A 25,531-nucleotide genomic window follows, 5' to 3' on the forward strand; every position below is an offset into this window, starting at 1 on the left:
GTTCTGCATGTACTGCAGCTGAATCCGGAGCTCAAGGCTCTTTTGGAAACTTTGAAATAAGCACAAACAGACATTCATACAGGCGCCTGAAGCGGGGTCTGTATACAATTGCAAGCCGGCTTCGCCTATAAGGGCGAAAGCTGGCTTTTTTTGTCGAAAAATTTTAATTTTTAGTTACTCTACCCGAGGCCGATCTGTTAACATAGGAGGCATAGATTCCCGATTTATTCTTGAAAGAGGTCAGCCCTGGATGAGCTATAATTTGTATTTGTTTGCACTGCTGATGGCAGCTACCTGTTGTTCACTGGTTTTGGCTTATCTTTGCTGGAAGAGAAGAAGCCTGCCGATCGCTATCAGCTACGGCCTTGGCATGCTGACAGGGTCCTTTTACAGCTTTGGTTATGCTTTTGAGATTCTCAGTACCACTTTGGAGCATATCCGTTTTTGGCTGCGGGTTGAATATATCGGAATTCCTTTCGGGACAGTGCTGTGGTTTATTATGGTGCTTCAATATACAGGGCGGCAGGCCTGGGTAAACCGGAGAAATGTTCTGCTGCTGATGATTGTCCCGGTAATTACCTTTATAGCCCACAACACCAATGAGTGGCATCACTTGTTCTATAAGAGCATGACCCTGAATTACACGGAAGGCTTCCCGCTGGTTACGCTCGTGAAAGGCCCGTTGTATGCGCTGCATGTGTTCTATTCCTATAGCTTCTTTGTAATTGGAATGGTATTTTTGGTGCAAATGTTTATGAGGTCCGCTCCCCGGATGAGGATACCGGTCGCGCTCATAATCATCGGCTCCTGGGGGCCCTACGGCTTCACCCTCGTGTATCTGAGCGGTCTGGTCTATATGCCGGTTGATATTTCACCGTTCGGTTTTTTGATTTCGGGGGTTTTTTATATCTGGGGAATTTATCAGTTTAATATGCTGCGGCTCGCCCCACTGGCGCTTCAGCAGGTATTCGGCTCGATGCAGGAAGCCGTCATTGTTTTTGACCTTGATCATATTCTTACAAGCTTCAACTGCTCGGCGGGAGAAGTGATTGACGGATTAAGCAGCAGGAGTATCGGCAAAACGGCCTCCGAGATATTCACCGGCTCTCCCTTTTTATTAGAGCTAATGAGGCAAGAGCCTTCCACTATAAGCAAGCTTCAGCTCTCAAGCCGCTCCGGAGACAAATTCTATCATGTCAAGCTGTCTTATATCCGGAATAACAGCCATAGGCCTGTCGGGAAAATGCTGCTCTTAAGCGATGTAACAGACAGTGTGCGCACTGAGGAAAGACTGCTTGATAATGCAAGACAGCTTAGTGAACTGAACACGTTCAAAGACAGAATGTTCAGTGTGGTTGCCCATGACATCCGTGATCCGATAGCGGTGCTCGTCAACCTGATGGAGCTGCTGGAGGAAGAAATGCAGGAGCACGGAGAGAGCCGGACGGAGGTTGTCGAGGAGATGGGGCAGCAGATCAGCAATACGTTTGCCCTGGTGGAAAGCCTGCTGGAATTTTTCCATACCCAGACCGGGGGGCTTCTGCTTCAGCCGCTTGAAAGTGATTTGGCTCTGTCGGTGGAATGGAATTTACGGCTGTTATCCGTTCGCAGCGGCAGCAAACAGATCCGTCTGATTTCCGAGATTCCGGAAGGGACCTATGTGTACGCTGATAAAGAGATGCTCGATCTGATTATCCGTAATCTTTTGACGAATGCCATTAAATTTACAACGGTTGGAGGAACCATCTCTTTGAAGGCAGAGCAGAAGGATACGATGATAGTAGTCTCTGTAAAGGATACGGGGGAAGGAATCGCCCGGGAACAAGCCGATACGCTGCTGCAGGACAAGTACCCGGTCTCTTTACTGGGAACGGAGGGAGAGCGCGGGATTGGCCTGGGGTTATCACTATGCAGGGAATTTGTCCGCCTGAACGGGGGCGAAATCTGGTTTGACAGCATACCTTCGGTTGGGAGCACCTTCTATTTCTCACTTCCGCTCCCGCCGGTTCCCGCGTTTGTGTCAGGAGGCAGGATGGTATGAAAGTGATCATTATCGATGATGAGAAGGCCATGCACTTAATCCTGAAGCGGATGCTTGCCAAAATGGCAGAGGTTGAAATCGCCGGTATATTTGCAGATACAGCTGCCGCTTATGCGTATTTACCCATCATGAGGTGGATCTGATCTTCGTTGATATCAGCATGCCCCGCGAGAATGGGCTGGAATTTGCACAGCGGCTGCGGGAGAGCGGCAAGGGTACGAAGCTAGTCTTCATTACGTCCCATAAGGAATATGCGCTGCCTGCTTTTGAAGTATATGCCTTTGACTATATCGTCAAACCGGTAGTGCACGAGAGGCTTACCCATACCGTACAACGGGTGGTTGCACAAATCCGCTTGGAGAATGCGGCAGAAGGGGCTCCGGAGAAGCGGAATCCTGAAGTACTGGTCAGCTGCCTGGGCGGGATTGAAATTCACAGCACACAGGGAATCAAGACAAAATGGAAATCCAAAAAAAGCGCAGAGGTTTTTGCCTACCTGCTGGTCCATAAAGGCAGGCTTGTCTCCAGAAGCAGGCTGATCGAGGATATCTTTGACGGTCTGCCGCAAAAAAATGCCGAAATCTATCTCAACACAACGATCTATCAGTTGCGGAAGCTGCTGGACACCTATGGCTTAAAAAAGAGTTTGCATTCCGAGAATCAGCATTACGGGCTGAATCTTAGCGGAGTCCGGGTGGATGTGCTGGCCTTTGAGGAGGGCTGCCGGAGGCTGGCGGTAATCGATGAAAGGAATATTGATGCCGCAATAGAGCTGGAACAGCTGTTCATGGGAGATCTATTCGGTGATCAGGTGTTTGCCTGGGCCTGGAACGAGATTGAACGGATCTCACAGATGTATACCCGCTTTACCCGGCGTCTATGTGCCGCTTTGCTGGATAGGGGAGAGGCCGGTGCCGCTACCCGGCTTTTGATGAAGCTGCTCTCCCGCAATGAGCTGGATGAGGAATCGCTAATGCTGCTGCTGACGGCTTCTGCCCAATTGAAGAACAAAGAGGCGCTGACCCGGCAGTATTTGCAATTTGCGGAGACCCTGCGTGCGGAGATCGGCGTAAGTCCCTCGCTTGAAGTCAAATCCTTGTATGCCGAGCTTTTGACGGGACTGGATGCTACGGGAGATTAACAGGGATCCGGTCAAGTATACTCGCTATGTTTCAAATATTCATATATCATATATTCAACTTTTACAGATATGCTAGAATAAGAGAGTTACCGCGAACCGCAACAAGGAACCTAAGTGCGAATGGAGAAATGAATGATGAATGAATTGCCGAATTGTCCGCAGTGCAGCTCAGTGTACACTTATGAGGACGGAGCTCAGCTGGTTTGTCCGGAATGCGGGCATGAATGGACTGCCGGTGCAGAGAATGGGAACAGCGAAGACCTGAAGGTTGTTAAGGATGCCAACGGCAATGTCCTGAGCGACGGAGACTCTGTAACCATTATTAAGGATTTGAAGGTCAAGGGGAGCTCCTCGGTGCTGAAGATCGGCACAAAGGTGAAGAACATACGGCTGGTTGAAGGCGATCATGACATCGACTGCAAAATTGACGGCTTCGGCGCGATGAAGCTGAAATCGGAGTTTGTCAGAAAAGCATAGAACGGGAATCATAGGCAGGCCCATGGGAGCGTAATCTCCTGTGGGCCTGTACGTGTTTATCGGAGCGGAGTCTGCTGTGCACCATGGAGGGATTGGACCTTGTATTTGTGATAAACTGGAACGTAAAGATGTAGTAGCCCAGTGCGATTGTACCTGTTGGAAGCAGAACGGGGATTGGGTTTGGCCTTAGTTAGAGACTGGAGGAAGAGGAATGAGTTTTGTTGCTGTGAAAGGTGAGTACAAGCGTTACAAAATGGGTGAAACTGTGATCGTAGCCAATGACGGGATTGATTTTGAGATTAACAAAGGTGAATTTGCGGTCATTGTTGGTCCCAGCGGTGCGGGCAAATCGACCGTACTCAATATTCTGGGCGGGATGGATTCGGCGGATGAAGGTCAGGTCATTGTGGATGGTACCGATATTGCCAAGTTCAGTGCCAAGGAGCTGACCGGCTACCGGCGCAATGACGTGGGCTTCGTGTTTCAGTTCTACAATCTGGTGCCCAATCTGACCACTCTGGAGAATGTCGAGCTGGCCTCCCAGATTTCTCCGCGTGCTCTGGATGCGCGTAAGGTTCTGGAGGAGGTGGGCTTAAAGGAGCGGCTGAATAATTTTCCGGCCCAGTTGTCGGGCGGGGAACAGCAGCGCGTTGCGATTGCCCGGGCCCTGGCTAAGCAGCCGAAGCTGCTGCTCTGCGACGAGCCGACGGGAGCGCTTGACTACAACACTGGCAAGCAGGTGCTGAAGCTGCTGCAGGATACGTGCCGCAATACCGGAACTACAGTTATTGTCATCACCCATAATCTGGCTATTGCGCCGATGGCGGACCGGGTGATTGAAATTAACAACGCTAAGGTACGGAAGATGGTCATCAATCCTTCACCGGTATCTGTTGACGATATCGAATGGTAAGGAGAAGACAGCTATGAACAAACGGGCGTTATGGAAGGATATCTTCCGGGAGATCGGGCATACCAAGGCCCGCTTCATTTCAATTTTTGCGATCATTATGCTGGGCGTGTGCTTTTTCTCCGGAATTAAGGCAGCGGGGCCGGATATGCTGGATACCGCAGGCACCTTCTACGGGGGGACCCGGCTGATGGACCTGAAAGTGCAGAGCACCTATGGGTTGACGGAAGATGATGTTGCACTGCTGAAGCAAGTGCCGGAAGTCGATGTGCTGCAGCCCGGCTACAGCGCGGATGTATTTGCCGGTGATAACGGAGTAATTCTTAAGGTCTTGTCCTACAATGCTGATAAGCCGCTTAACCAGTACCGCCTGATGGAAGGCCGTCTGCCGGAGCAATCAGGAGAGATCGTGCTGGATGACTTGCTGGACAAGAAGTATGCGCTGGGTGACACTGTCGTATTCAGCGGGAATGGTACGGATGCAATTCTGTCGGAGAAATTCGGAACGCTGGAATATACAGTTGTGGGCTTTGTACGGAGTCCCCAGTTCATTGAGAAGAACAACCGCGGAACCAGCACGATCGGCAAAGGTACGGCCGATGCGTTCGCAGCCATCCCGGAATCGGACTTCAAGCTGCCGGTTTATACGGAGGCTTACCTGTCCTTCAAGGATACTGCAGGGGCAGAAGCCTACAGCCCGGAGTATGAGTCCCTGATGGAGCAGCACACCACCTCTGTGGAGCAGGCGATGTCAGGCGTGCCGGAAGCGCGGCTTGCGGAGCTGCGGGCTGAGGGTGAAGCGGAGCTAGCCAAGGGCCGTATGGAGCTGGCCGCCGCAGAGCAGCAGCAGGCACTGTTGGCAGAGGAGAATACAGCCTCCGAGAAACTGGCTGCCGCCAAGGCGGAGTTGGCTGAGGGTGAACGGCAGCTGGCAGCACTCAAGCCGCCTAAGATCTATGTCACTGACCGGAATGTAAATCCGGGGTATGCCGAATACAAAGACAATGCTGACCGGTTGTCGGCGATTGCGAGCGTGTTCCCGGTATTCTTTTTCCTGATTGCTGCGCTGGTCAGCCTGACGACAATGACGCGGATGGTTGAGGAGCACCGGCTGCAGATCGGGACCTTGAAAGCGCTAGGATACGGTAACCGTGATATTATGGCCAAGTTCCTGGTCTATGGCACGCTTGCCAGCCTGACGGGTTCGGCGGTCGGCCTCGCCGTTGGTTTTACCCTGCTGCCCACCATTATCTTCAATGCGTATAGCTCACTCTATAATCTGCCGGATCTCATCCGAAGCTTCTATCCCTCGTATTCGGTTATTTCAGTGATTGTAGCGCTGGTCTGCACCACGCTGACAGCATGGTTTGCTGCCCGGATAGAGCTGCGCGGCAAAGCCTCCGTATTAATGCGTCCGAAGGCACCGAAGAACGGACAGCGGATTATTCTTGAGCGGGTATCCTTTGTGTGGAAGCGGCTGAGCTTTGTCCAAAAGGTGACTGCACGGAACCTGTTCCGCTACAAGCAGCGGATGTTCATGACCGTATTCGGAGTAGCCGGCTGTACAGCGCTGATTCTGACCGGATTCGGCCTCAAGGATTCGATTGGCAGCATTGCCGGACAGCAGTTCGGAACGATTATGAAATACGATGCGCTTGTAGCGCTGCGTACCGATGCGCCTGCTGCTGCCCAGAAATCCTACGAGCAGCTGATTAGCGGCGAGTCTGCCATAGAAGGGACGCTGAATGTAGCGCAGGAATCGATGATTGCACACGCCCAGGGTGTAAATGACCAGGATGTGAATCTGTTCGTCCCGGAAGCTATGGATTCCTTGTCTGACTATGTGGAGCTGCGGGAACGGATCAGCGGGGAAGGACAGAAGCTTGCAGCCGAGGGGGCCGTAATTTCGGAAAAGCTGGCTAAGCTGTACGGGCTGGAGCCGGGAGACACCCTCACTCTGGTCGATAGCAGGAACGAATTGTTCAACATCCGTATCACGGGAATTACGGAAAACTATGTGTTGCACTATGCCTATATGACACCAGCGTACTATTCTTCCGTATTCGGTAAAGAACCTGTCTACAACACCTCGCTGCTGAATTATAACGTGCAGGATAGCGCCTGGGAAGACCAGTTTGGTGAAAAGCTGACGGGAAGTGAGCGTGTTGCCGCGGTCAGCTTCTCCAGCAGCGTGGGCTCGGCTTTTGACGAGACCATGAAGAGCATGGACGTTGTCACGCTGGTGCTCATTGTATCTGCGGCGGCGCTGGCTTTTGTCGTACTCTATAATCTGACCAACATTAATGTGTCCGAGCGTATCCGCGAGCTATCAACCATCAAGGTGCTGGGTTTCTACGACAACGAAGTAACGATGTATATTTACCGGGAAAATATCCTGCTGACCCTTCTCGGCATTGCAGCCGGTTCGGGTCTCGGCATTGTGCTGCACAGCTTCGTCCTGCAGACCGCTGAGCTGGATGCGACGATGTTCGCTCCAATCATCAAGTGGCCGAGCTATATTTATGCGGCACTGTTAACTATGGTGTTCTCGGGAATCGTGATGGCCTTTATGCATATGAAGCTCAAGCGGATTCATATGATTGAGGCGTTGAAGTCGGTGGAGTAAGAGCTGGAGAATGAAGACCCTTCCGGGAATCCGGGAGGGTCTTTGTCACAGGCTATAGATGGAAGAGGTGTGATGAACCGCCGTATATGAAAAAATCCGGCTGGTGCTGGGTGACAAACAACAAACCTGAGGATGAACAGCTTATTCTGGCCAAGAAATCAAATCTGACAGAGCTGCTCGGAAATATGAACGGTTTTGAAATTTGATGAAGAAGTTTCCTATGAGCTGATCAGGGTACGGTTGTGAAGCATGCGTTTATAACTCAACCAGCGAAGCACAATTGCCGATAAGTAATAACAGGCGCACGTTATTTCGCTGTACATATCGCATTTAATGGGGGAAACATCAATGAAAAGGATTTTTGGGCTGTTGCTTGTGCTGTTCATGGTAACACCGGCCTTTGGCACCACAACCTTTGCGGGCAATACGGTGAAGGCCACGGTGACAGGGAGCAGTACTTATTTTAACGGGGAAGAAAAGAGCTCTAACGGCTTCAATATCGCGGGCAGCAATTATTTCAATCTGCGTGATCTGGCCCGGAATTTCTCGGGAACCTCGAGTCAGTTCGATATCACCTGGAATCAGCAGAATAAGGCCATCGAAATCGTAACAGGACGAGCCTATACGCCTCAAGGGAGGGAAGACAGTATGTACTTTAGCCGGAGCAGAGCTTATGCTGCCGTGCTGTCAACCTCCAAGGTGATGATCGACGGGGTGCTGCAGTCTATTAAGGCCTACAATATTGAGGGGAGCAATTACTTTCAATTAAGAGATTTGGCCGGCAAAATCCCATTCGAGCTGGAGTATGACAGTCAGCTGAACCGGCTGGTGATGTTCTCCAGAACACCGGACAATGCCTATCGTACCCAAGCATCCGGTGAAGCGTTGGATAATGCGGAGTCCTCTGATTTTCCAAGATGGAAAAGTACAGTGTCGTCCTACCTTGTCAATAACTCAGACGGGACGGTAAGTGTCGTAGAGGCAGGCAAAGAGGTCACGATTGACACGTACAATGCAAACTATGAACGAACTGCAACGCAAAAGATTGCTTACGAGCTTCCGCTGTTTGGCGGCTTTTATAGCGGTGAGCAATATAATTATATTGCGTATGGACAAGAGAACCGGGAAGAGAACGACAGCAAAGAAGTGATCCGCATTGTTAAATACGATAAAAGCTTCAACAGAATCAGCAGTGCCTCTATTACGGGCGGTCAGAGCTATACAGTAGGTCCTTTTGATGCCGGGTCTGGGAGAATGGCTGAGTCAGGGGATACTCTGGTATTCCATACCTCGCGTACAAGATACACCACAGAGGACAAGCTGAATCATCAATCCCAGCTGACTATTATCGTAAATACCTCAAGCATGACCGTAACCAATAATCTGGGACGCTTTCAGAAAAATCATGTGAGCCACTCTTTTGATCAATACGTGCTGTTTGACGGCCGTGCACAGGTGCTTGTGGATCATGGGGATGCTTATCCCCGTTCGGTTGTTCTGCATAAAGGAGACGGAACGAGTTATAGCGAGGTGGATTTGTTTGATATCCCGGGTAAAACCGGAGCGAATATGACCGGGGTTTCTATTGGCGGGTTCGAAATGTCCTCAAGCAGCTATATTGCTGCCATGAATTCGATTGACCATTCTTTGGTCAGCGAATATACCTCTTATGAGATGGTGGGTCTGGAGACGGATCAGCGGGATATCCTTCTGAGTGTGTTGCCAAAAAGCAGCTTGAACAGCGCCTCCGTTCATACGATTACACTGGCTAAGTATGTGGGCACGGACCGGATAGCGTCCATTCCTAAGCTTGTCCGGATAGCGGATGATCGAATGATGGTGCTGTGGCAGGAGTTCGATAAAGAAAATCATCCCGGTGATGTGAAATATGTGTTTATCGATGGAAGCGGCAAAGCTGCCGGGGATATTCAGAGTATCAAATATTTTGCACTGTCTGAATGCAATCCGGTGGTCAGCGGCGGCAAGGTTATCTGGTATACCAACAGCAACGGGTCCCGGATGTTTTATACGATTCCTGTGAAGGGATGACGGATAGCAGACACCGACACGGAGGATTTAAACCACATTGAACAAGTTAATCAAAGCAGCTTCCATGATCGTGTTGCCCTTATTGTTAATGGTATTGGCTTATCTGGCTTATAAGAACGTGCAGGCCTTGTCCGGTCCGCAGCTGGATTTACTGAAGCTGGCACCCTACGCCGTATTTCTGACCGGGGGTGTCCTCGCCTGGAAATTCAACCGCAGCCGGGAGTTTTTCCAGATGGTTATTTTTACGCTGGCTGCAGCTTCGCTGCAGTATTTACCTAAGCTTCCGGGAACGGGTGCAGCCATGGCTTTACCTGATCTGTACGTTATCCTGTGTGTGCTGCTGCCGGTGAATATTCTTATTTTTTCCTTCTTCAAGGAACGGGGGATATTCAGCTTATGGGGATCGATCCGGCTGGGATTGATTGCGGCAGAGGCGGCGGCTGCCGTCTGGGCGATGCTCCCGGAGAGAAGCGCTCTGCTGGAGCGGCTGCAGATGGAGCTGCTGTCTGTGAATTTGCAGGGGCTGACGCCGTTATCACAGCTGTCCCTGATGATCTTCATACTCACCTTTATCCGGCTGATAATCCGGCAAATGTCTTACAGGTCTTCACAGGATGTTGCTTTTATGGCAGTGCTGCTGGGAATATTCTACGTACTGCACCTGGATCATGATCCAGTCGCCTACGCCTTGCTGTGGACAATGTCAGGCATCATTCTGATCACCTCCATTATTCAAGATTCATATGCCATGGCTTTCTCCGATGAGCTTACCGGCCTGCCTTCCAGACGGGCATTGAAGCAGGACATGCTGAAGCTGGGGATGAACTATGCGATTGCCATGCTGGATATTGACCATTTCAAAAAAATTCAATGACACCTATGGCCACGATACCGGAGACGAGGTGCTGAAGCTGGTGGCTTCGATTGTTAAGGACGTGACCGGGGGAGGCAAAGCCTTCCGCTATGGCGGGGAGGAGTTCACCATTCTGTTCCCGGGCAAAAGCATCCAGGAGGCTATGCCGCATCTGGAAGAGCTAAGAGAGAAGGTCGCGAAGCGCGGGTTCACAGTACGAGGGCAGAGCCGGGGCAAAGGTAAGGCTAAACGCAAATCAAAATCGCGCAGCGGGGGAGCAGGGAAACAAATCTATATCACGATCAGCATCGGGATTGCCCAAAAGAATGAGAAAAGCAAAACACCGGATGCAGTCATGAAAGCGGCGGATACTGCCTTGTACCGGGCAAAAAAGAAGGGCAGAAACTGCGTCAGCAAGTAGCTGCATATTTATTATCATTTCGGGAAGAGAACATACATATGCTGGAGCTGTTTAAGCACAACTGGGCCGTCCCTTCGTAAAGGGGCGGCCCGGCTTTATGTTTAGCAGGCGGGATTATGGTTACATAAAGAGAGTCAAAGCGTTTCTAATGTTAATTGACCCATAGTCATTACCAAGGTGGAAATCACAGAGGAGGAATGTACAATGAGCGATCAATATAAGATTCAGGACCCTGCGACCCAATATCCCAAAGCAACACCGGAATATCAGCAGCAGCAGCCAGCCCCGGGACTGGAAACCGCGATGCATCCGAAGCCGGATGACGGTGCGGAGACCTATCGAGGCAGCGGGCGGCTTACCGGACGCAAAGCGGTTGTCACTGGAGCAGACAGCGGGATTGGCCGTGCGGTGGCGATAGCTTTTGCCCGTGAAGGGGCGGATGTATTGCTGGCGTATATGCCGGAGGAAGAAGCCGATGCAAGGGAAGTAGTGAAGCTTGTGGAGGATGCCGGACGTAAGGCAGTTGCGATGCCGGGTGATCTCAAGGACGAGCAGTACTGTGAGCAGCTGATTGCTGCCGCTGTGGAGCAGCTCGGCGGGATCGATATTCTGGCGAATATCGCGGGCATGCAGCAATTTGTGCCGGATATTGCTGATCTGACGACAGAACAATTCGACGCCACCTTCAAGACCAATGTCTATTCGCTGTTCTGGCTCTGCAAGGCGGCGATTAAGCATATGAAGCCGGGCAGCACCATTATCAATACCTCTTCCATTCAGGCCTATACACCTGCACCGATCCTGCTGGATTATGCAACGACCAAGGCAGCGATTAACACCTTCAGTAAATCGCTCGCCCAGCAGGTTGCTGAACAGGGCATCCGCGTTAATGTGGTGGCTCCCGGGCCGGTATGGACTCCGCTGCAGGTGAGCGGCGGCCAGCCGGTGGAGGCACTGAAGGATTTCGGCGCCAAAACGCCACTCAGCCGTCCCGGCCAGCCGGCCGAAATGGCTCCAGCCTACGTGTTCCTGGCCAGCCAGGAATCCAGCTATATCAGCGGCGAAACGCTGAATGCCAACGGCGGCATGCCGACGCCTTAAGGGAATAGCTGGAATTGTCCCGTGATGATAAACTAAATATAACCAGCAATTCAGTTGGCGCGTGCCGGTTCCTAACCGGTACGCGCTGTTTGCTTAGCGGGAGGGGAAGTCTGGCATGGGACAACGAGCAAATCTGATTATAGTCAGAGAACAGGCTTATGAGTTGTATTATAGTCACTGGTGTGCGAATACTTTGCCGGCTGATTTGTTCTGGGGGCCGGAGTATGCTCTGTCGTTCATAGAAAGGCAGACCCGGGCGGAGGAATCCGGACCGGGATGGTTGAATGAGGTGTGGGCGGAAGGCGGCGCAGTAATAGATTTGGAGAAAAGGAAGCTGTTATTTTATGGCGGCGAAGATATTCTCCTGGATATCCCGCTGCGCAACCTTTTTTTAAGGCTCATGGGGTGTATCTGGCAGGGCTAGGAGATCACTTGGGCCTATGAAGGCATACTTGATCTTGCATCCTATGTAGGCTATCCCCAAGAAGCACTGTTAGCGGAACGTGAAGCATATACCAGTGATATGACTCTGGCTCCCTCATCACCAAGAGAATGGGTTGACCTGGTTGCAAGTGTGAAATTTGCCGGTGATGACCTGCTGTTGTTCCCTTTGGCCGGAGAGCTCACCTCTTATCTGTTGAACGGTCCAGCGTTCATTAACCGCATAAATAAGTCATATGGTTACAGAAGTTTAGTGCTGAGCGAATGGACGGAGGATTTGCCGGTGATGACCTGCTGTTGTTCCCTTTGGCCGGAGAGCTCACCTCTTATCTGTTGAACGGTCCAGCGTTCATTAACCGCATAAATAAGTCATATGGTTACAGAAGTTTAGTGCTGAGCGAATGGACGGAGGATTTTCCGGCTGCAGGCTTTCATATTGACGTTACTCAAAAAAGGATAGAGATCTGGCACGCCAAAGATTTTGCGGCAGCTCAAACCCGGATACAGTCTGAATGGCCGGGCTGGGAGGTCATTGATCATTGCGGCGATTACAAATCGCAAGTCAGGAGAACCGGAGGGGCTTTGAAATTACAAGTCGCAGATGAGCAGCAATTGCTGGATCAGCTGCAGAACATGTTACTGAAGGATTTCGCATCCAATCCTGCGGATTCGCTCACTTACTGTGCACAGAAGGAAGCAGAGGCAGGGAAAACCGTAGAAATTAATCCCTATGCCTTGAAGTATGATACATACCGGTTACCCGGAGAACGAAAAGTTGAGCTGTGGGATTCTGCAGTCAGTAAACTCCGGATGAAAAAACAGCAGTTGTTAAAAGGATTACCCGAAGATCACGGGCTGTCTTCCCGCACACTGCTGGACTTCTTCGCGCAAATCCAACAGTCGGCTCTCGCCGTCAACACCTTCATGCTGCTGCAGGACGGGGTAGTGACGGCAGCATTTGCTCGGGCTCCTTATCGTCTGGATCAGCCGCAGCTGCTATATTCCTTAAGCAAAAGCATCACCTCTATCGCGGCTGGTATTGCCATAGACGAAGGGCTTTTGACGCTTGCGGACACCGTCATATCCTTCTTCCCGGCGAAACTTCCAGGGGACATTTCTCCAAATTTGGCCCGGATGACGGTACACCATCTGCTGTCGATGAACGCAGGCCATCACGATAACATTTATGGCGCTGTTGCGCAGGAAGAAGACTGGGTGCGGGCTTTTCTGGCGCAGGACGTTCCGCATGAGCCGGGAAGTCATTATGTATACAGCACCCACTGTACTTATATGCTGTCGGCGATTATTGAGCAGGTATCCGGCCAGAGTCTGGTTGATTATCTGCAGCCGCGTTTGTTTGAGCCTTTGGAAATCCCAAGACCTGTGTGGGAAACCTGTCCGCTGGGGATCACGGCCGGGGGGATGGGCCTGAGCCTGTCTACCGAAAGTATCGCCAAATTCGGCCAGATGCTGCTGAATAAAGGAGAGTACGCTGGAAAAAGGATCGTATCTGAGCGTTATCTTGCCTTAGCTACCTCGGAACAGAGCGATAACCGCCTGTCTGCCCCGAAAGACCGTACCGATTCCGCCCAGGGATACGGATATCAGTTTCATCTGTGCCGCAGGGGCTGCTATAGAGGGGACGGTTCTTTTGGCCAGCTGTGCCTGGTTGCTCCCCGGGAACAAATTGTCATAGCGGTAACGGCCGCGTTCGGGAGCATGCAGCAGCTGCAGACACTGCTAGATTTCATCTATGAATATATTATTGACCAGTTAGACCGCAAGGAAGCTTACAACCATGCAGATACACTTGAGCTGCAAAACAAATTAGCCGCTTGGACTTATCCTCTTCCACCGGTTCAGCCCGTTCCAAGTCTGGCTCTTTATTATGGCCGCAAAGGTTACCGCCTGGATGACAATCCTCACGGGCTGAGGGAGATCGTATTGGAGATAGAGGAAAAGCGGCTGACGGTTCAGCTGTGCTATGGGGACGAGCGGGATAATGTGCTGCCGTTCAGTTTTACAGAAATGCTGCATGCGCAGGATGTTTTCTACAAAGATCTGTCACTGCACCGGCAAGAGGTAATCACTTCGGCGGCCTGGCAGAATCAGCACACCCTCCAGCTCACCCTGTTGTACATCGAGACTCCTTACATTGTAACTTATACTATCGGATTCCGGGAAGAGGAGATCGATGTGGAGTTCCGGATCAATGTGTCCCTGAATATTCCGGAGTACAGCACAACTGGCGTAATCGTGCTCGACGAAGGTTCATAAAATTAATAACTAGGGATCTATCCAGAGGATAATGCGGTGCTGAGCCACTCCAATGAGTAGAATCGTAATATAAATCTAACCCCAAGGGGTGTTATTATGCCCGAATATTCTCATATTCAAACTTATATAAAGTGTGATCAATTCAATTTCAGAGAGGTTATCAGGCATTTTTCAGAAGTAATAAACTCGCTGGGACTTGACTCTCGATACTTCAATGATGAGCTGGAATGGGAAGTTTCAGATAATGGTTTCATGTACGTTGGTGGCGGTGCTGAGATTTGATACTGCTATTTTACCTGTACACCTGATTGATTTATATAAGGATTATCCAAAAGATATGTTCATTTGTAAGAATGATGAAGTGATGTATGTTGCCCAAAAATCCGTAGTGGGGGACAGAACCTTGGCAGGACATTGATTAAACAAACGAAGGACGTTTGCTAAATATAGCAGCGGCGATCTAGGAACTAATAATTGGAATGGACCCGAAATAAGCTGCGAGGAAGGAGGATTGCTAACGTGGACAGAAGGTTCATTAAAGCCCATATAAGTTGGAAAAAGACCCAGGTAAGTTTCCGGTGAACGAGTGGATGCGTGATATAGTTGTAAACTATGGTGAAATCAAGGATAAAATACTTTATGGTGATACATGGACTGTGCTAGTTAGGATAACAAGACATATTGAGGGTACATGGGATACATATGCCGATGTGGCATTCATAGTTGACGAAGCACCTTGGGAATTGCTTGAGACAGGCTATAGCTTTAATCTTTGGGCAGGAAAGGATATTGCAATAGTCACGATTATCTAAGGGTAAGTCTAAAATGAAGACACTTCATGACTACACTGACTTTGTAAGAGATCAAGCAAATAGTGAATTGGACGATATTCGATTTTTATTAAATGAAACTTGGATTACATAAAAGTGATGTAACAAGAGACTAGGTGGGATTATGGAGAACTTACCACGTTATTATGTTACGAATGAAGCAATCAACAGTTTGAACGAGAAATTAGGGTTACCTAAGCCGGACAAACATTCCCAAGATTGGGTATATGAAGTATCTAATTCATCTAGGGTAGCTGGATTTTTTTCTTTTTATGAAAATGCCATACTTAACATGGAAGAAAAGTTTGCTCTGATGAACCTTGTTATTTCTTCTTATGATGATGCTATTGCAGAGGGAAAAGTTCTACCTGGGATGTGGAACGGAATCAGAGGTCAACTTATGAAGCATATAAGTATGTATAAAGACCTTATTTCCTACTGGGCATTAATTGATGAAGAGGATTTCGAAGATGGTTCTGCAATAACTCCTTATATGAGGGACCTAATAAATCGTTAGTATAATAAACCATTGATCTACATACTGGAGTCTGACACTTTTTTTCTTTGCACAAACAATATCGGCAGACCGCAGCTTGAGACCTGAGCGGTCTGTTTAGCTGTGTAACACGGGCTATGTCCCCAAGATTCATGCTATAGTTAGTCCAAACAGTTTGTTTCCCAATTCATATGAAAAAGATGGTGGCCATGCAGATTCAGCTCGAAGATCAAACTTTTACTCTCAATGTCCAATACAGTAAACGCAAAAAAATTTCCCTGCACATAGATGGAGCAGGCCGGATCACTGTGAAGGCTCCAAAAGGGACAACCGAAGAGGTTATTCTGAATGCAGTACAGGGTCACAGCGGATGGATTATGGAGAAGCTCCGTGAACAGGCCGCGGCCCGGCAGGTACCCAAGGCGAAGGAATATCAGGAGGAGGGCAGCTTTCTGTACCTCGGCAAGGAATTCCCGCTGCATGAATTGATTACAACCGGTGAGCGGGATGCCGAGGCGCTGAAGCTGGAGCTGAAGAAGTTCTATTTTGCCAGCCTGAAGAAAATAGTGGCGGAGCGGATGCCCCGGTATCAGGCCGTGCTGAAAGTAAAACCGAAGTCGTTCGAGATCGTAGAGTCACGGACCAAGTGGGGGAGCTGCAGCAGCGATAAGAAGCTGACCTTCAACTACCGGCTTGCGATGGCTCCACCCGAGGTTATTGATTATGTGATTATCCACGAGCTGTGCCATCTGCTGCATATGAATCATGACCGGTCCTTTTGGCGGCGGCTCGGGAGTGTTATGCCGGATTACAAAAGACAGGAAGAGTTTCTGGCCCGCTTTGGTCAGTTTATGACGCTCTGAGCTGCCAAGGACAAAAACAAGGGGATCCGCCGTCTGATTTCCCTTGAAAAATTTTCAAATAAATACTTCTTTAATATGGATTTGGTGATCTTTGCTGGAATCGAGAAAAGTTCCATTCTCCAGCTGAAAAATAGCATCTTGCTCATAAGGATACACATAGACAACCTTACATATTGTTCCATCCAGGAGTTCAACCTGTTGTCCAATCAGGCGTCTTATCATATTGGTATGAAATACAGATAAAATTTTGGGATCCATTTCACCGTAGGCACTTGCTCGCATGTGGTTTATCACTTCATAAAAGGGTATTACTTCATGGTATGACCGCTTTGAGGACATTGCGTGGTATACATCCGCTACCATAACAATTTTGCTGTGATAATGTATTTTACTTTTCCGGATTCCGTAGGGATAGCCCTTCCCATTTCCTTTTTCATGATGCTGCAAAGCCACAAGTGAAACATTACTATTTTGGCCAAAACTCTCCTTTAACAGGTCATAGCCAATGATGGTATGGCTTTTAATAAGGTCGAACTCTTCCACAGTCAGCTTACCTGGTTTATTGAGTATCTCGCTCGGGATGTTCAGTTTTCCAACATCATGCATTGTCCCGGCTAAGGTAAGCGAAGAAAGTTCATCCTCATCCAGGTTCAGCCAATTTCCAATAAGGGTAGCGATAGCTCCTACGGCGATATTGTGACGATATGTATAGTCATCCTGATATTTTAACGTTTCAAGTAACTCATAAACATTAGTATTATTCACAAATTCACGTAATTGAGGAACTAACTTTGTAGTTAGATCCTTCACAGGAATTTCTGAAGTATGTTTGATGGAATGGAACAATTCTTCGGACTGTTTTACAATTTCATTAACTTGATTTTTTCTGTGTTCCATTTTATCCGGATAAAGGAAAATTGATTGGCGATCCGCTTTATGGTTGGCAATAAGTTGAAGATGTTGTTCAGATAAAATGGTTTCAGCGGGTATGATCGTCAAGCCAATAGGGGACACAATATCTCGTTTAAGTTTTCTTCCCAATATTTCTCGCATAAATCTCCCTCTTCTTACGGGGAACATCGTACTCCCCTGAAACTTTTATCAATTCAATCCAGCTCGTAAAATATCAAATGCCTGATTTAGTTGACTTATATTCAATTGGAATGGGACAATCAGCAAGGAGTCAATATATCCACTAACAAATGAAAAATAAGACATTATATACATCTCAACTGGGTGATTAAGAGTTTCCTCCTGTGGAAACGTGTGAATAATTCGATGTATAACTCAGGCAAGGGACGAGAAGAGGATATTTTGTTCAGATCATAATTTTTATTTTAATCCTACAAATGGAAAATAAGGAATCTCTCAACATATTTTTAATTACCTTGTAATGCAAATAACAAACGTGATAATAACATTTTTTTGAAACAATCAAAAGTGAACTTTTTGTGAAATCAACTTTTGAAGTAAATTTACAAAAATATTATGTCATAAGCATATTGGACCCCGATCATCGAAGCAATAAATAGGATATGTGCCTGGCGCATGTGTGAAACTTATAACTAAACTCGTTGTTAATTTAATCGATTAGAATTGACGTTATGAATTCATCGTTATCGTAAAATTCAGATCCTCTAGAGCTCATAATTGACCTCCCGGGGATTCTGTCTGAATTTTTCCTTCTATTATAACTGCTGCGTTAATACGTCCGGACAAAAGTACTGCATTAATACTCCACACCCCGAACCTTGGCAAAAATCATGGTATCCCGCAGCTTGCCATCCACATCACATTTGTCGTTCCGCAGAATACCTTCCAGTGTAAAGCCGGAACGTTCGGCAACCCGTGCGCTTGGTGTATTGCGTGTGTCGCAGCGGATTTCAATCCGGTTCGCCTGCAGCTCTTGAACTGCGTAGTTCGTAATCGCGTGGACCGCCTCCGTGATATAGCCCTGTCTGCTGTAAGAGGAGCGCACCCAATAGCCGATTTCGAATTTCCGCGTCTGCCAGTCAATCCGGTGTAGGCCGCTGCTGCCGACGATTTCCCCGGAGGTTTTGTGTAACAGGAGGAGTCTAAGGTCTTTACGCTCCAGGAACTCCAGCCGGGATTTTCGAATGGTGGCTTCGGCTTGTTCAGGAGTAGGAAGGAGCCTGGCCCAAGGCATCCAGGGACGCAGTTCATCAAGGCTTTCCAGCACCGCTGTATTCACAGCAGCCCCGTCTCCCCATAAGGGCGCCCGTATCAGGAGCCGCTCACTTTCGAAGCTTTCCGGAAAAGATAACAGAATAGGATGGGCAACAGCATTTTCCATAGAAACAGCCTCCTAAAAAATATTAACAATAACATATCATGTCAATTGCGGACTGTACATGAAGAAAATCTATACGATTATTTCGGCCTGTCTATATACCACATAAGTGCACTCAGGTCAATACGCTAAAGGATAACGAAATATACTCCTTGGTGTAATTCACATTCAGTAGTTAGCGAGTTATCTTATATAGTAAGAAATGTTCTTTATAAAGAACCAACAGGTGGAGGCCTTCATAATGAGTGCAATCGCCGGTATCTATCATCTACAGCAGCATAATCTGGACCCTGAGCAGGGACCGGAGTTGATGAAGCAGCTTAACCGTTACCCGGCTGACGATGCCAGGGGCTGGCAGAGTAAGAGTGTTTTTCTCGGATGCCGGTCACAGTGGATTACACCACAATCTATAAATGAGCAACTGCCTTACTATGATCCCGAGCGGAAACTGGCCATTACAGCTGATGCGATCATTGATAATAGAAGTGAATTATTGAATATACTGCGCGTACCCGCGCCAGACAGAGAATCTATTCCCGATAGTCTGCTGATCCTGCTGGCTTATGAGAAGTGGGGGGAGCAGGCACCGGTATATCTGGTGGGTGATTTTGCATTTATGATCTGGGATGAGCGGCAGCATAAATTGTTTGGGGCAAGGGATTTCTCCGGCAACCGGACGCTTTATTTCCACAGATCCCAGAGCAGCTTTACTTTCTGCACAGTTATTCATCCGCTGCTGTCGCTGGCGGGTGCAGGGAATGAGCTGAATGATCAATGGGTCTCTGAATTTTTGGCGATTCCGAATAGAGTGGATGCTATGGACTGCTTCTCGACGGTGTACCCATCGATCGAACAGCTCCCTCCTTCACATTCTATCTCTATAACCGGAGGGAACATCACCTTCTCCCGTTATTTCACACTGCAAGCTCCTCCGGAATTGCGCCTAAGCTCCAACGGGGAATATGAAGAAGCGTTCCGGGAAGTCTTCGGACGGGCAGTGAAGGACCGGCTTCGCACCCATCTGGCAGCAGGGGCCAACTTAAGCGGAGGGCTGGATTCCGGCTCGGTTGTCAGCTTCGCAGCTGAAGAACTCCGGCACCGCGGCCGGCCGCTTTATACGTTCAGTTCCTATCCAGTAGACGGCTTTGCCGGATTCAATCTCGGGAAAAGGGTGGCTGATGAACGTCCCTATATTCAGGAGACGATCGATTATGTAGGAAACATTCAGCCCAGTCTGCTGAACTTTCCCGAACGCAGCCCGTACAGTGAGATTGATGAGTGGCTGGATATCATGGAGATGCCGTATAAATTTATCGAAAATTCCTACTGGTTGAAGGGAATCTATGAGCAGGCACAGCAGAAGGACATCGGCGTGCTGCTCAGCGGACAAAGAGGCAACTGGAGTATTTCCTGGGGACCCGCTCTGGATTATCAGGCTAAGCTGATCCGTGAATTCCGGTGGCTTACCTTTTATCGTGAGAACAAGGGCTATACCCAGTCCATGGAGGCGAACCGCCGGAAGGTGCTGCAGATTGTCGGCAAAAAAGCGTTCCCTTCACTAGGCAGACTGCTGCCCCGCCAGCAGGAGACGGTGCCTGAGCTGATTGATCCCGGCTTCGCCAAGCGGACGGAAGTGCATGAACGGCTCAGGGAGTTCAATGGGCCCGTGGGCGCTTCTTCGACGACTGTCTATGATATCCGAAGAAAACATTTCGAACAGCCGCATATCTGGAATGTTAACGGAACAGTCGCCACTAAGCTGTCGCTTAAATACCGGATATGGGACCGGGATCCGACGAATGATCTGCGTGTCATCCGTTTCTGCCTGTCTGTTCCGGAAGAACAGTACGTTCAGAACGGGGTAGACCGCTCGCTTATCCGCCGTGCGATGGCGGGCCGGTTGCCGGATAACGTCAGGCTGAACCGCAAGCGCCGCGGAGTGCAGGGGGCGGATGGTATCCAACGGATGATTCCGCAGTGGGGCGCCTTTCTGAGCGAGCTCCGTGAAATGACTCAGGACGCCCGCGCGGCTGCCTATTTGAATAGTACCGGGCTCGCCGGATGTTTGGACCGGCTGGGTAGTGAGCCCGCACCAAGCTTGATCTTTAATGCGGATTTTCGCCTTTTGACACGCGGACTTGTGTTTTACCGTTTCTTGAAGCGTCTGTCTTAATGAAGATCGCCTGAAAGGGGGTGACAAATATGAAAAAGGAATACAGCAAGCCTGCTTTGGAAGTGCTCGACGTGAAAATGACTATGGCTGGACCAGGAATATCTATTGCCGACTCCTTCCAAGATGATCCGGATGAGATCGTACATTATTCCTAAAATTTCATGGTTCGCGCGGCCCTCATCCCCCTGTGCTTGCTGGAGGGGGATAAGGGCTATTTCCATCATCCGGCCTATTCCGGGTGACAAATTGGCTTAGGGAGGGAATCTGATGGCGAGTACTGTTCAAGGCCTGGCTTATAAAGCCTTCGGCCTGCAAATATTCAGTGAATTCCCCTTGCCCGAGCTTCCCCTTACAGACGAGCCGGGATTGATCGGCAGCGTGGCTGTGATCCGCGGCGAGCTTGCGGAGCGCTGGCAGGCGATTCCCAAGGTGACTCCAAGTCTTGGTATGCTGGGCAGCGAGGTGATGTTCGAAGCGAAGGATACGGCTATTTTTTCAATTCAGGACGGGATTAGGATTACTGTCTCGCCTGCGGCTGGAGCGGATATGGACTGTGTCCGGCTGTATATTCTGGGGAGCTGCATGGGCGTCCTGCTGATGCAGAAAAAGATTCTCCCGCTGCATGGCAGTGCGCTGGTACTCGATAACAAAGCTTATGCGCTTGTTGGACGTTCAGGAGCGGGCAAATCAACACTCGCCTCGTATTTGATGGATCAGGGACATCTGCTGGTCAGCGACGACGTTATTCCCGTTATGGTGCAAGAAGGGCAGCCGCTTGCAGTTCCAGGTTATCCGCAGCAGAAGCTGTGGCAGCAGAGCCTGGACTATATGGGAATGAATTCGTCCCTCTACCGTCCGCTTTTTGAAAGAGAAACCAAGTTTGCTGTTCCGGTGCATGACCGCTTCCAGACTGAGCCGCTGCCGCTTGCCGGTGTGTTTGAACTGGCGGTGTCTGAAGAGGAAGGCCCCGTAACCGTGCAGCCCATCAGCGGGATGGAGCGGTTCCATACGTTATTCAATCATACCTACCAGAAGGCGATGGTCGACCGGATCGGCATCCGGGAATGGCATTTTGGCATGCTGGCATCCTTCGTGAACCGGCTGCCGATGTACCGGCTGACCCGGCCGAAACAGGGCTTCAGTGCTCCGCAGCAGACCTCGCTGATTTTTGACACGATTAAGCCACACATGGAGGAGAGATAAACGATGAATACAGCAGATGTATCGTCGCTTCAAACGGTGCTCGTTAAGCGTCCGGGCAATATCGCCAGTGATATGGACGGGGAAAAGGTCATGCTGAATGTGAAGAACGGCAAATATTACAATCTGGGCGAGGTCGGCGGAGAAATCTGGTCTGCTTTGGATGAGCCGGTCTCCATTAGCCGGATTGTCCAGGTTATTCAGGAAACATTCGATGTTCCGGCAGAGACAGCAGAGCAGGACGTGTTTGAATTTGTGCAAAGCCTGCTGGCTGAGGATCTGGTTGCCATTGACAGCGGGTCATGACAGCAATGCGGCGGTTTCGTCTGTTGCTTAATGACCGGGCCGTTGTAGCGCTGCTTCCGGAAGCCTTATGGCGTCTGTTCCTCGCGAGAATCCGGCTGCTGTTCCCGTTCGATAAAACGGCGCCCCAGCTCGGGGCTCAGTCGCAGGAAACTGCTGAGGTGTCCAAAGCCGCCGATGCGCTGAAGATCCGCGAGATCACCCGGGCCATCCGGGTAGGGAGCAAAGTGACTCCTTGGAAAAGCACCTGCATGGTCAGGGCAGTGGCAGGCCTCAAAATGCTTGAAAAACGAGGGATTGACAGCACACTGTACATGGGTGTCGCCAAAGACAAGCAGGGCCGGATGATTGCTCATGCCTGGCTGCGCAGCGGGTCTTATTATGTCTCCGGTGACGATGTGATGAAGGGTTTTGTTGTAGTGGAGAAGTTCGCGAAGGTGATACAAGCCGAGTGATCGAGGTGGGCTCATGCAAGCAATAATCTATTATATCCGGCAGCTTCAGCGCTTGTCCGGAGTGAAGCTGTATCTGAATCTGCTGGGCATGGTGATCAGCGGCCTGCTGGAGAGCTCGGCAATTCTGCTGCTTGTGCCGATGCTGGGCATGGCGGGTCTGCAGCTGGGCGGAACAGGAGCTGTGTACAATCTTCCTGTGCTCGGGTTCATATCGGAGCTGCCGCAGACATCAGCGCTTGGGCTGGTGCTCGGCGCATACGTCCTTATCGTACTCTGCCAGAATTTAATTTCACGGTTTGTTGCAGTCCGCAACGTGGAGATTCAGCAGAGCTACAGCCGGCAGCTGCGATATGAAGTTTATAGCGCTCTGCTGCGGGCAGAGTGGTCCTTTTTCCTGAAGAAACGCACCTCAGATCTGATCAATATCATGACTACGGAGATGGCGCGGGTGCTTGCCGGCATCAGCTGCTTCCTGCAGTTTCTTACCTCGCTGCTGTTCACGCTGGTACAGATCGCTTTTGCCTTCTGGCTGTCGCCGAAGATGACTCTCGCGGTATTGGTCTGTGCGGTGCTGCTCTCCTTATTCTCCCGCAGATTTATCCGTAAGGCCAAGAAGCTGGGAAGCCGCAGTTCCCTGCTCGGCCAAATGTATCTGGCCGGAATTTCCGACCAGCTGAACGGAATCAAGGATATCAAGAGTAACAATCTGGAGCAGTCCCGGCTGGACTGGCTGCATGAATTTACCGGTGAGGTGAAGAACGAACAGCTGGATTATACACGTCTGCGTTCGAACTCCCAATTGCTCTACAAAATGTCGTCCACACTGCTGATCGCAGTGTTCATCTTCGTTTCTTTCCGGTTTCTGCATGCAGAAGGGCCGAATCTGCTGTTGGTCATTCTCGTATTTGCCCGGCTGTGGCCGACTTTTGCCACGCTGCAGTCGCTGATGGAACAGCTCGCCTCCGTGCTGCCTTCCTTCAAGCAATTGAAGCAGCTGGAGGAGGAATGTCTGAAGGCCGCCGAACAGGGCACTTCGGATGGAAGCGGGATGCCAGTGGAAGCAATCACCTTGGAACAGAGCCTGGAAGCGAGAAATGTCCATTTCCGTTATCAGCCGCAGGAGCCGCAGTATTCGCTGCAGGGGGTCAATGTCACTATTCCGGCTAACCGGATGACAGCCATTGTCGGACGCTCAGGTGCTGGGAAAAGCACCTTGGTTGATCTGCTCATGGGACTGATGCAGCCCGAGTCGGGCGACATTCTTGCCGACGGCAAGCCGATTACGGGAGAGCGGCTGCTGTCCTACCGCCGCTCGATCGGTTATGTGGCGCAGGACCCGTTCCTGTATAACGCCACCATTCGGGATAATCTGACGATGATCAAACCGGATGCCAGCGAGGAAGAGCTGTGGGAAGCGATGGAGTTTGCCTCTTCGGCCGACTTTGTCCGCAGGATGCCGCAGGGGCTGGACACGCTGATCGGCGACCGCGGCATCCGCTTGTCCGGCGGTGAGCGGCAGCGGCTGGTGCTGGCACGGGCGATTATCCGCAAGCCGTCCATCCTGGTACTGGATGAGGCGACAAGTGCGCTCGATACCGAGAACGAGAAGCGGATTCAGGAGGCGCTCGACCGGCTGAAGCATTCCGTCACGCTGATCGTCATCGCCCACCGCTTGTCCACGATCCGCGGCGCGGATCAGATTCTGGTTATCGACCAGGGCCGCGTGATTCAGCAGGGGGTCTTCGGCGGACTCGCCTCCGACAAAGGCGGCATGTTCAGCCGGCTGCTCAGCAGCCAGGAAGAGGCGATGTAACTTGGTAGTAAGTTAGGGGCCCTTGCTGTAGATCATCTATACAGGTTCATGCACTAACACAACTTAAAACGCACCCGGTCTCCACGAGCAGTGGGGATCGGGTGCGTTTGTTTAGTTATATCGTGCTTCTCAAATTCTCTGCTTGTCTGCTGCTCAAGCGTGATGCGTAAGTTTTCGCTAAACGTGCTATTCAAGCTGGACATGCGCAGGCTTCCCGGGCTGCATCCGCGCTAAGTGTATTTCTTGCAGTTATTTCCTTGCTTTTGTAACTCTTTTTGAATTTAGTTGCACATTGTACAATTGGAAATGCCGGATTGCTCATATTCCGCCGAATGCTTACAGATTAGATGTACGAAGTGCAGCTAAATCCTGTTTTGCCCGGCAATGTTAAATTGTAGTTGTACGAGATACAGTTATTCCGCCGATCGCGAGTAACTATCAGGATTCCCCCCGGCCGGTTACCTTCCGCCAAGCCCACAGGAAAGGGCGAAGCGGGAAGTAGAGTACATGCAGCGGCTTCGGTAGCGGAAGAGTTTTGGCATCCGCCGCATACGGATACAGGAAGCCGGCTACGTACAGGAACTGATGCCACGGCGTTAGGATCGCCGGCTGATAATATTTGAAGTGCCGCTCGACTTCCGGCGCAAGCGGCGGATTATGCAGATTGACCATCCGGGCTACATAGAATAACGCGAGCTGTGCCAGTCGGCGGGCCTTCGGTTTGTCTGCCAGAGCATACAACCTGGGGTC

Annotated in this window: 23 protein-coding genes and 1 pseudogene; 21 read left to right on the forward strand and 3 right to left on the reverse strand. The window is 50.1% G+C overall.

Going from position 1 to position 25,531, the window contains the following annotated elements; translation table 11 throughout:
* Positions 1-250: 250 nt before the first annotated feature.
* The 15 genes from AQR02_RS29285 (at position 251) to AQR02_RS29355 (ending at position 16,526) form a co-directional block, all read left to right on the forward strand.
* Positions 251-2,041 carry a sensor histidine kinase gene (locus AQR02_RS29285; protein WP_054943837.1) on the forward strand — a complete coding sequence of 597 codons (1,791 nt, stop codon included), beginning with the start codon at positions 251-253 and terminating at the stop codon, positions 2,039-2,041.
* Positions 2,038-2,184: a hypothetical protein gene (locus AQR02_RS32740; protein WP_159067881.1), complete on the forward strand. Its 147-nt coding sequence runs from the start codon at positions 2,038-2,040 to the stop codon at positions 2,182-2,184. The genes AQR02_RS29285 and AQR02_RS32740 overlap by 4 nt, the downstream gene beginning before the upstream one ends.
* Positions 2,175-3,182, forward strand: a complete 1,008-nt coding sequence (locus AQR02_RS29290; protein ID WP_209444343.1) for a response regulator — start codon at positions 2,175-2,177, stop codon at positions 3,180-3,182. The genes AQR02_RS32740 and AQR02_RS29290 overlap by 10 nt, the downstream gene beginning before the upstream one ends.
* Before the next feature lie 135 nt (positions 3,183-3,317).
* The gene (locus AQR02_RS29295; RefSeq protein ID WP_054943839.1) at positions 3,318-3,659 is read left to right on the forward strand and encodes a zinc ribbon domain-containing protein YjdM; all 342 of its coding nucleotides are present in this window, start codon (positions 3,318-3,320) and stop codon (positions 3,657-3,659) included.
* Positions 3,660-3,870: 211 nt separating this feature from the next.
* Entirely contained in the window at positions 3,871-4,572 is a 702-nt protein-coding gene (locus AQR02_RS29300; protein ID WP_054943840.1) for an ABC transporter ATP-binding protein, read from the forward strand.
* Positions 4,573-4,585: 13 nt separating this feature from the next.
* Positions 4,586-7,195, forward strand: a complete 2,610-nt coding sequence (locus AQR02_RS29305; RefSeq protein ID WP_054943841.1) for an ABC transporter permease — start codon at positions 4,586-4,588, stop codon at positions 7,193-7,195.
* A 348-nt stretch (positions 7,196-7,543) separates the two neighbouring features.
* The gene (locus tag AQR02_RS29310; RefSeq protein ID WP_054943842.1) at positions 7,544-9,244 is read left to right on the forward strand and encodes a hypothetical protein; all 1,701 of its coding nucleotides are present in this window, start codon (positions 7,544-7,546) and stop codon (positions 9,242-9,244) included.
* Positions 9,245-9,281: 37 nt separating this feature from the next.
* Positions 9,282-10,118, forward strand: coding sequence for a sensor domain-containing diguanylate cyclase (locus AQR02_RS29315; RefSeq protein ID WP_054943843.1), 837 nt, complete (start codon positions 9,282-9,284; stop codon positions 10,116-10,118).
* Positions 10,093-10,518, forward strand: a complete 426-nt coding sequence (locus AQR02_RS29320) for a GGDEF domain-containing protein (RefSeq protein ID WP_054943844.1) — start codon at positions 10,093-10,095, stop codon at positions 10,516-10,518. The genes AQR02_RS29315 and AQR02_RS29320 overlap by 26 nt, the downstream gene beginning before the upstream one ends.
* A gap of 204 nt (positions 10,519-10,722) precedes the next feature.
* A complete protein-coding gene (locus AQR02_RS29325) occupies positions 10,723-11,619 on the forward strand; it encodes an SDR family oxidoreductase (protein ID WP_054943845.1) in 897 nt (298 codons plus the stop codon).
* A gap of 115 nt (positions 11,620-11,734) precedes the next feature.
* Positions 11,735-12,043: a hypothetical protein gene (locus AQR02_RS29330; RefSeq protein WP_054943846.1), complete on the forward strand. Its 309-nt coding sequence runs from the start codon at positions 11,735-11,737 to the stop codon at positions 12,041-12,043.
* Between the two features lie 281 nt (positions 12,044-12,324).
* Positions 12,325-14,337, forward strand: a complete 2,013-nt coding sequence (locus AQR02_RS29335; RefSeq protein ID WP_245237794.1) for a serine hydrolase domain-containing protein — start codon at positions 12,325-12,327, stop codon at positions 14,335-14,337.
* Between the two features lie 551 nt (positions 14,338-14,888).
* Positions 14,889-15,149, forward strand: coding sequence for a hypothetical protein (locus tag AQR02_RS29345; protein WP_245237795.1), 261 nt, complete (start codon positions 14,889-14,891; stop codon positions 15,147-15,149).
* Between the two features lie 142 nt (positions 15,150-15,291).
* Positions 15,292-15,684: a hypothetical protein gene (locus tag AQR02_RS29350; protein ID WP_054943848.1), complete on the forward strand. Its 393-nt coding sequence runs from the start codon at positions 15,292-15,294 to the stop codon at positions 15,682-15,684.
* 188 nt (positions 15,685-15,872) lie between these two features.
* On the forward strand, positions 15,873-16,526 hold the full coding sequence (locus AQR02_RS29355) for a M48 family metallopeptidase (protein ID WP_054943849.1): 654 nt from the start codon (positions 15,873-15,875) through the stop codon (positions 16,524-16,526).
* 54 nt (positions 16,527-16,580) lie between these two features.
* Here the strand turns inward: AQR02_RS29355 and AQR02_RS29360 are convergent, their stop codons facing one another.
* The gene (locus AQR02_RS29360) at positions 16,581-17,579 is read right to left on the reverse strand and encodes an HD-GYP domain-containing protein (protein WP_054943850.1); all 999 of its coding nucleotides are present in this window, start codon (positions 17,577-17,579) and stop codon (positions 16,581-16,583) included.
* 676 nt (positions 17,580-18,255) lie between these two features.
* Entirely contained in the window at positions 18,256-18,840 is a 585-nt protein-coding gene (locus AQR02_RS29365; RefSeq protein WP_054943851.1) for a GNAT family N-acetyltransferase, read from the reverse strand.
* A gap of 238 nt (positions 18,841-19,078) precedes the next feature.
* Here AQR02_RS29365 and AQR02_RS29370 point away from each other — a divergent pair, with 238 nt between their 5' ends.
* From AQR02_RS29370 to AQR02_RS29395, 6 genes are all read left to right on the forward strand, one after another.
* Positions 19,079-21,010, forward strand: a complete 1,932-nt coding sequence (locus tag AQR02_RS29370; RefSeq protein ID WP_054943852.1) for an asparagine synthase-related protein — start codon at positions 19,079-19,081, stop codon at positions 21,008-21,010.
* Between the two features lie 29 nt (positions 21,011-21,039).
* Positions 21,040-21,165: a paeninodin family lasso peptide gene (locus tag AQR02_RS32175; protein WP_054943853.1), complete on the forward strand. Its 126-nt coding sequence runs from the start codon at positions 21,040-21,042 to the stop codon at positions 21,163-21,165.
* 112 nt (positions 21,166-21,277) lie between these two features.
* Positions 21,278-22,213, forward strand: a complete 936-nt coding sequence (locus AQR02_RS29380) for a hypothetical protein (RefSeq protein ID WP_054943854.1) — start codon at positions 21,278-21,280, stop codon at positions 22,211-22,213.
* 3 nt (positions 22,214-22,216) lie between these two features.
* Positions 22,217-22,516, forward strand: a complete 300-nt coding sequence (locus AQR02_RS29385; RefSeq protein WP_054943855.1) for a lasso peptide biosynthesis PqqD family chaperone — start codon at positions 22,217-22,219, stop codon at positions 22,514-22,516.
* On the forward strand, positions 22,513-22,968 hold the full coding sequence (locus AQR02_RS29390; RefSeq protein WP_054943856.1) for a lasso peptide biosynthesis B2 protein: 456 nt from the start codon (positions 22,513-22,515) through the stop codon (positions 22,966-22,968). Before AQR02_RS29385 ends, AQR02_RS29390 begins: the two co-directional genes overlap by 4 nt.
* Before the next feature lie 13 nt (positions 22,969-22,981).
* Positions 22,982-24,781: an ABC transporter ATP-binding protein gene (locus tag AQR02_RS29395; RefSeq protein ID WP_054943857.1), complete on the forward strand. Its 1,800-nt coding sequence runs from the start codon at positions 22,982-22,984 to the stop codon at positions 24,779-24,781.
* A 438-nt stretch (positions 24,782-25,219) separates the two neighbouring features.
* On the opposite strand, the pseudogene AQR02_RS29400 reads toward AQR02_RS29395, so the two are convergent.
* Positions 25,220-25,531: pseudogene (locus tag AQR02_RS29400) on the reverse strand (nucleotidyltransferase domain-containing protein); the annotation flags it as partial.

The sequence above is a fragment of the Paenibacillus ihuae genome, from assembly GCF_001368795.1.
GTDB lineage: Bacteria > Bacillota > Bacilli > Paenibacillales > Paenibacillaceae > Paenibacillus_AQ > Paenibacillus_AQ ihuae.

Bases quoted from the DNA above. Each gene is read 5' to 3' on its own strand.
- AQR02_RS29285 (WP_054943837.1), top strand. From the start codon at position 251: ATGAGCTATAATTTGTATTTGTTTGCACTGCTGATGGCAGCTACCTGT.
- AQR02_RS32740 (WP_159067881.1), top strand. From the start codon at position 2,038: ATGAAAGTGATCATTATCGATGATGAGAAGGCCATGCACTTAATCCTG.
- AQR02_RS29295 (WP_054943839.1), top strand. From the start codon at position 3,318: ATGAATGAATTGCCGAATTGTCCGCAGTGCAGCTCAGTGTACACTTAT.
- AQR02_RS29300 (WP_054943840.1), top strand. From the start codon at position 3,871: ATGAGTTTTGTTGCTGTGAAAGGTGAGTACAAGCGTTACAAAATGGGT.
- AQR02_RS29305 (WP_054943841.1), top strand. From the start codon at position 4,586: ATGAACAAACGGGCGTTATGGAAGGATATCTTCCGGGAGATCGGGCAT.
- AQR02_RS29310 (WP_054943842.1), top strand. From the start codon at position 7,544: ATGAAAAGGATTTTTGGGCTGTTGCTTGTGCTGTTCATGGTAACACCG.
- AQR02_RS29325 (WP_054943845.1), top strand. From the start codon at position 10,723: ATGAGCGATCAATATAAGATTCAGGACCCTGCGACCCAATATCCCAAA.
- AQR02_RS29330 (WP_054943846.1), top strand. From the start codon at position 11,735: ATGGGACAACGAGCAAATCTGATTATAGTCAGAGAACAGGCTTATGAG.
- AQR02_RS29335 (WP_245237794.1), top strand. From the start codon at position 12,325: ATGGACGGAGGATTTGCCGGTGATGACCTGCTGTTGTTCCCTTTGGCC.
- AQR02_RS29350 (WP_054943848.1), top strand. From the start codon at position 15,292: ATGGAGAACTTACCACGTTATTATGTTACGAATGAAGCAATCAACAGT.
- AQR02_RS29355 (WP_054943849.1), top strand. From the start codon at position 15,873: ATGCAGATTCAGCTCGAAGATCAAACTTTTACTCTCAATGTCCAATAC.
- AQR02_RS29360 (WP_054943850.1), bottom strand. From the start codon at position 17,579: ATGCGAGAAATATTGGGAAGAAAACTTAAACGAGATATTGTGTCCCCT.
- AQR02_RS29365 (WP_054943851.1), bottom strand. From the start codon at position 18,840: ATGGAAAATGCTGTTGCCCATCCTATTCTGTTATCTTTTCCGGAAAGC.
- AQR02_RS29370 (WP_054943852.1), top strand. From the start codon at position 19,079: ATGAGTGCAATCGCCGGTATCTATCATCTACAGCAGCATAATCTGGAC.
- AQR02_RS32175 (WP_054943853.1), top strand. From the start codon at position 21,040: ATGAAAAAGGAATACAGCAAGCCTGCTTTGGAAGTGCTCGACGTGAAA.
- AQR02_RS29380 (WP_054943854.1), top strand. From the start codon at position 21,278: ATGGCGAGTACTGTTCAAGGCCTGGCTTATAAAGCCTTCGGCCTGCAA.
- AQR02_RS29385 (WP_054943855.1), top strand. From the start codon at position 22,217: ATGAATACAGCAGATGTATCGTCGCTTCAAACGGTGCTCGTTAAGCGT.
- AQR02_RS29390 (WP_054943856.1), top strand. From the start codon at position 22,513: ATGACAGCAATGCGGCGGTTTCGTCTGTTGCTTAATGACCGGGCCGTT.
- AQR02_RS29395 (WP_054943857.1), top strand. From the start codon at position 22,982: ATGCAAGCAATAATCTATTATATCCGGCAGCTTCAGCGCTTGTCCGGA.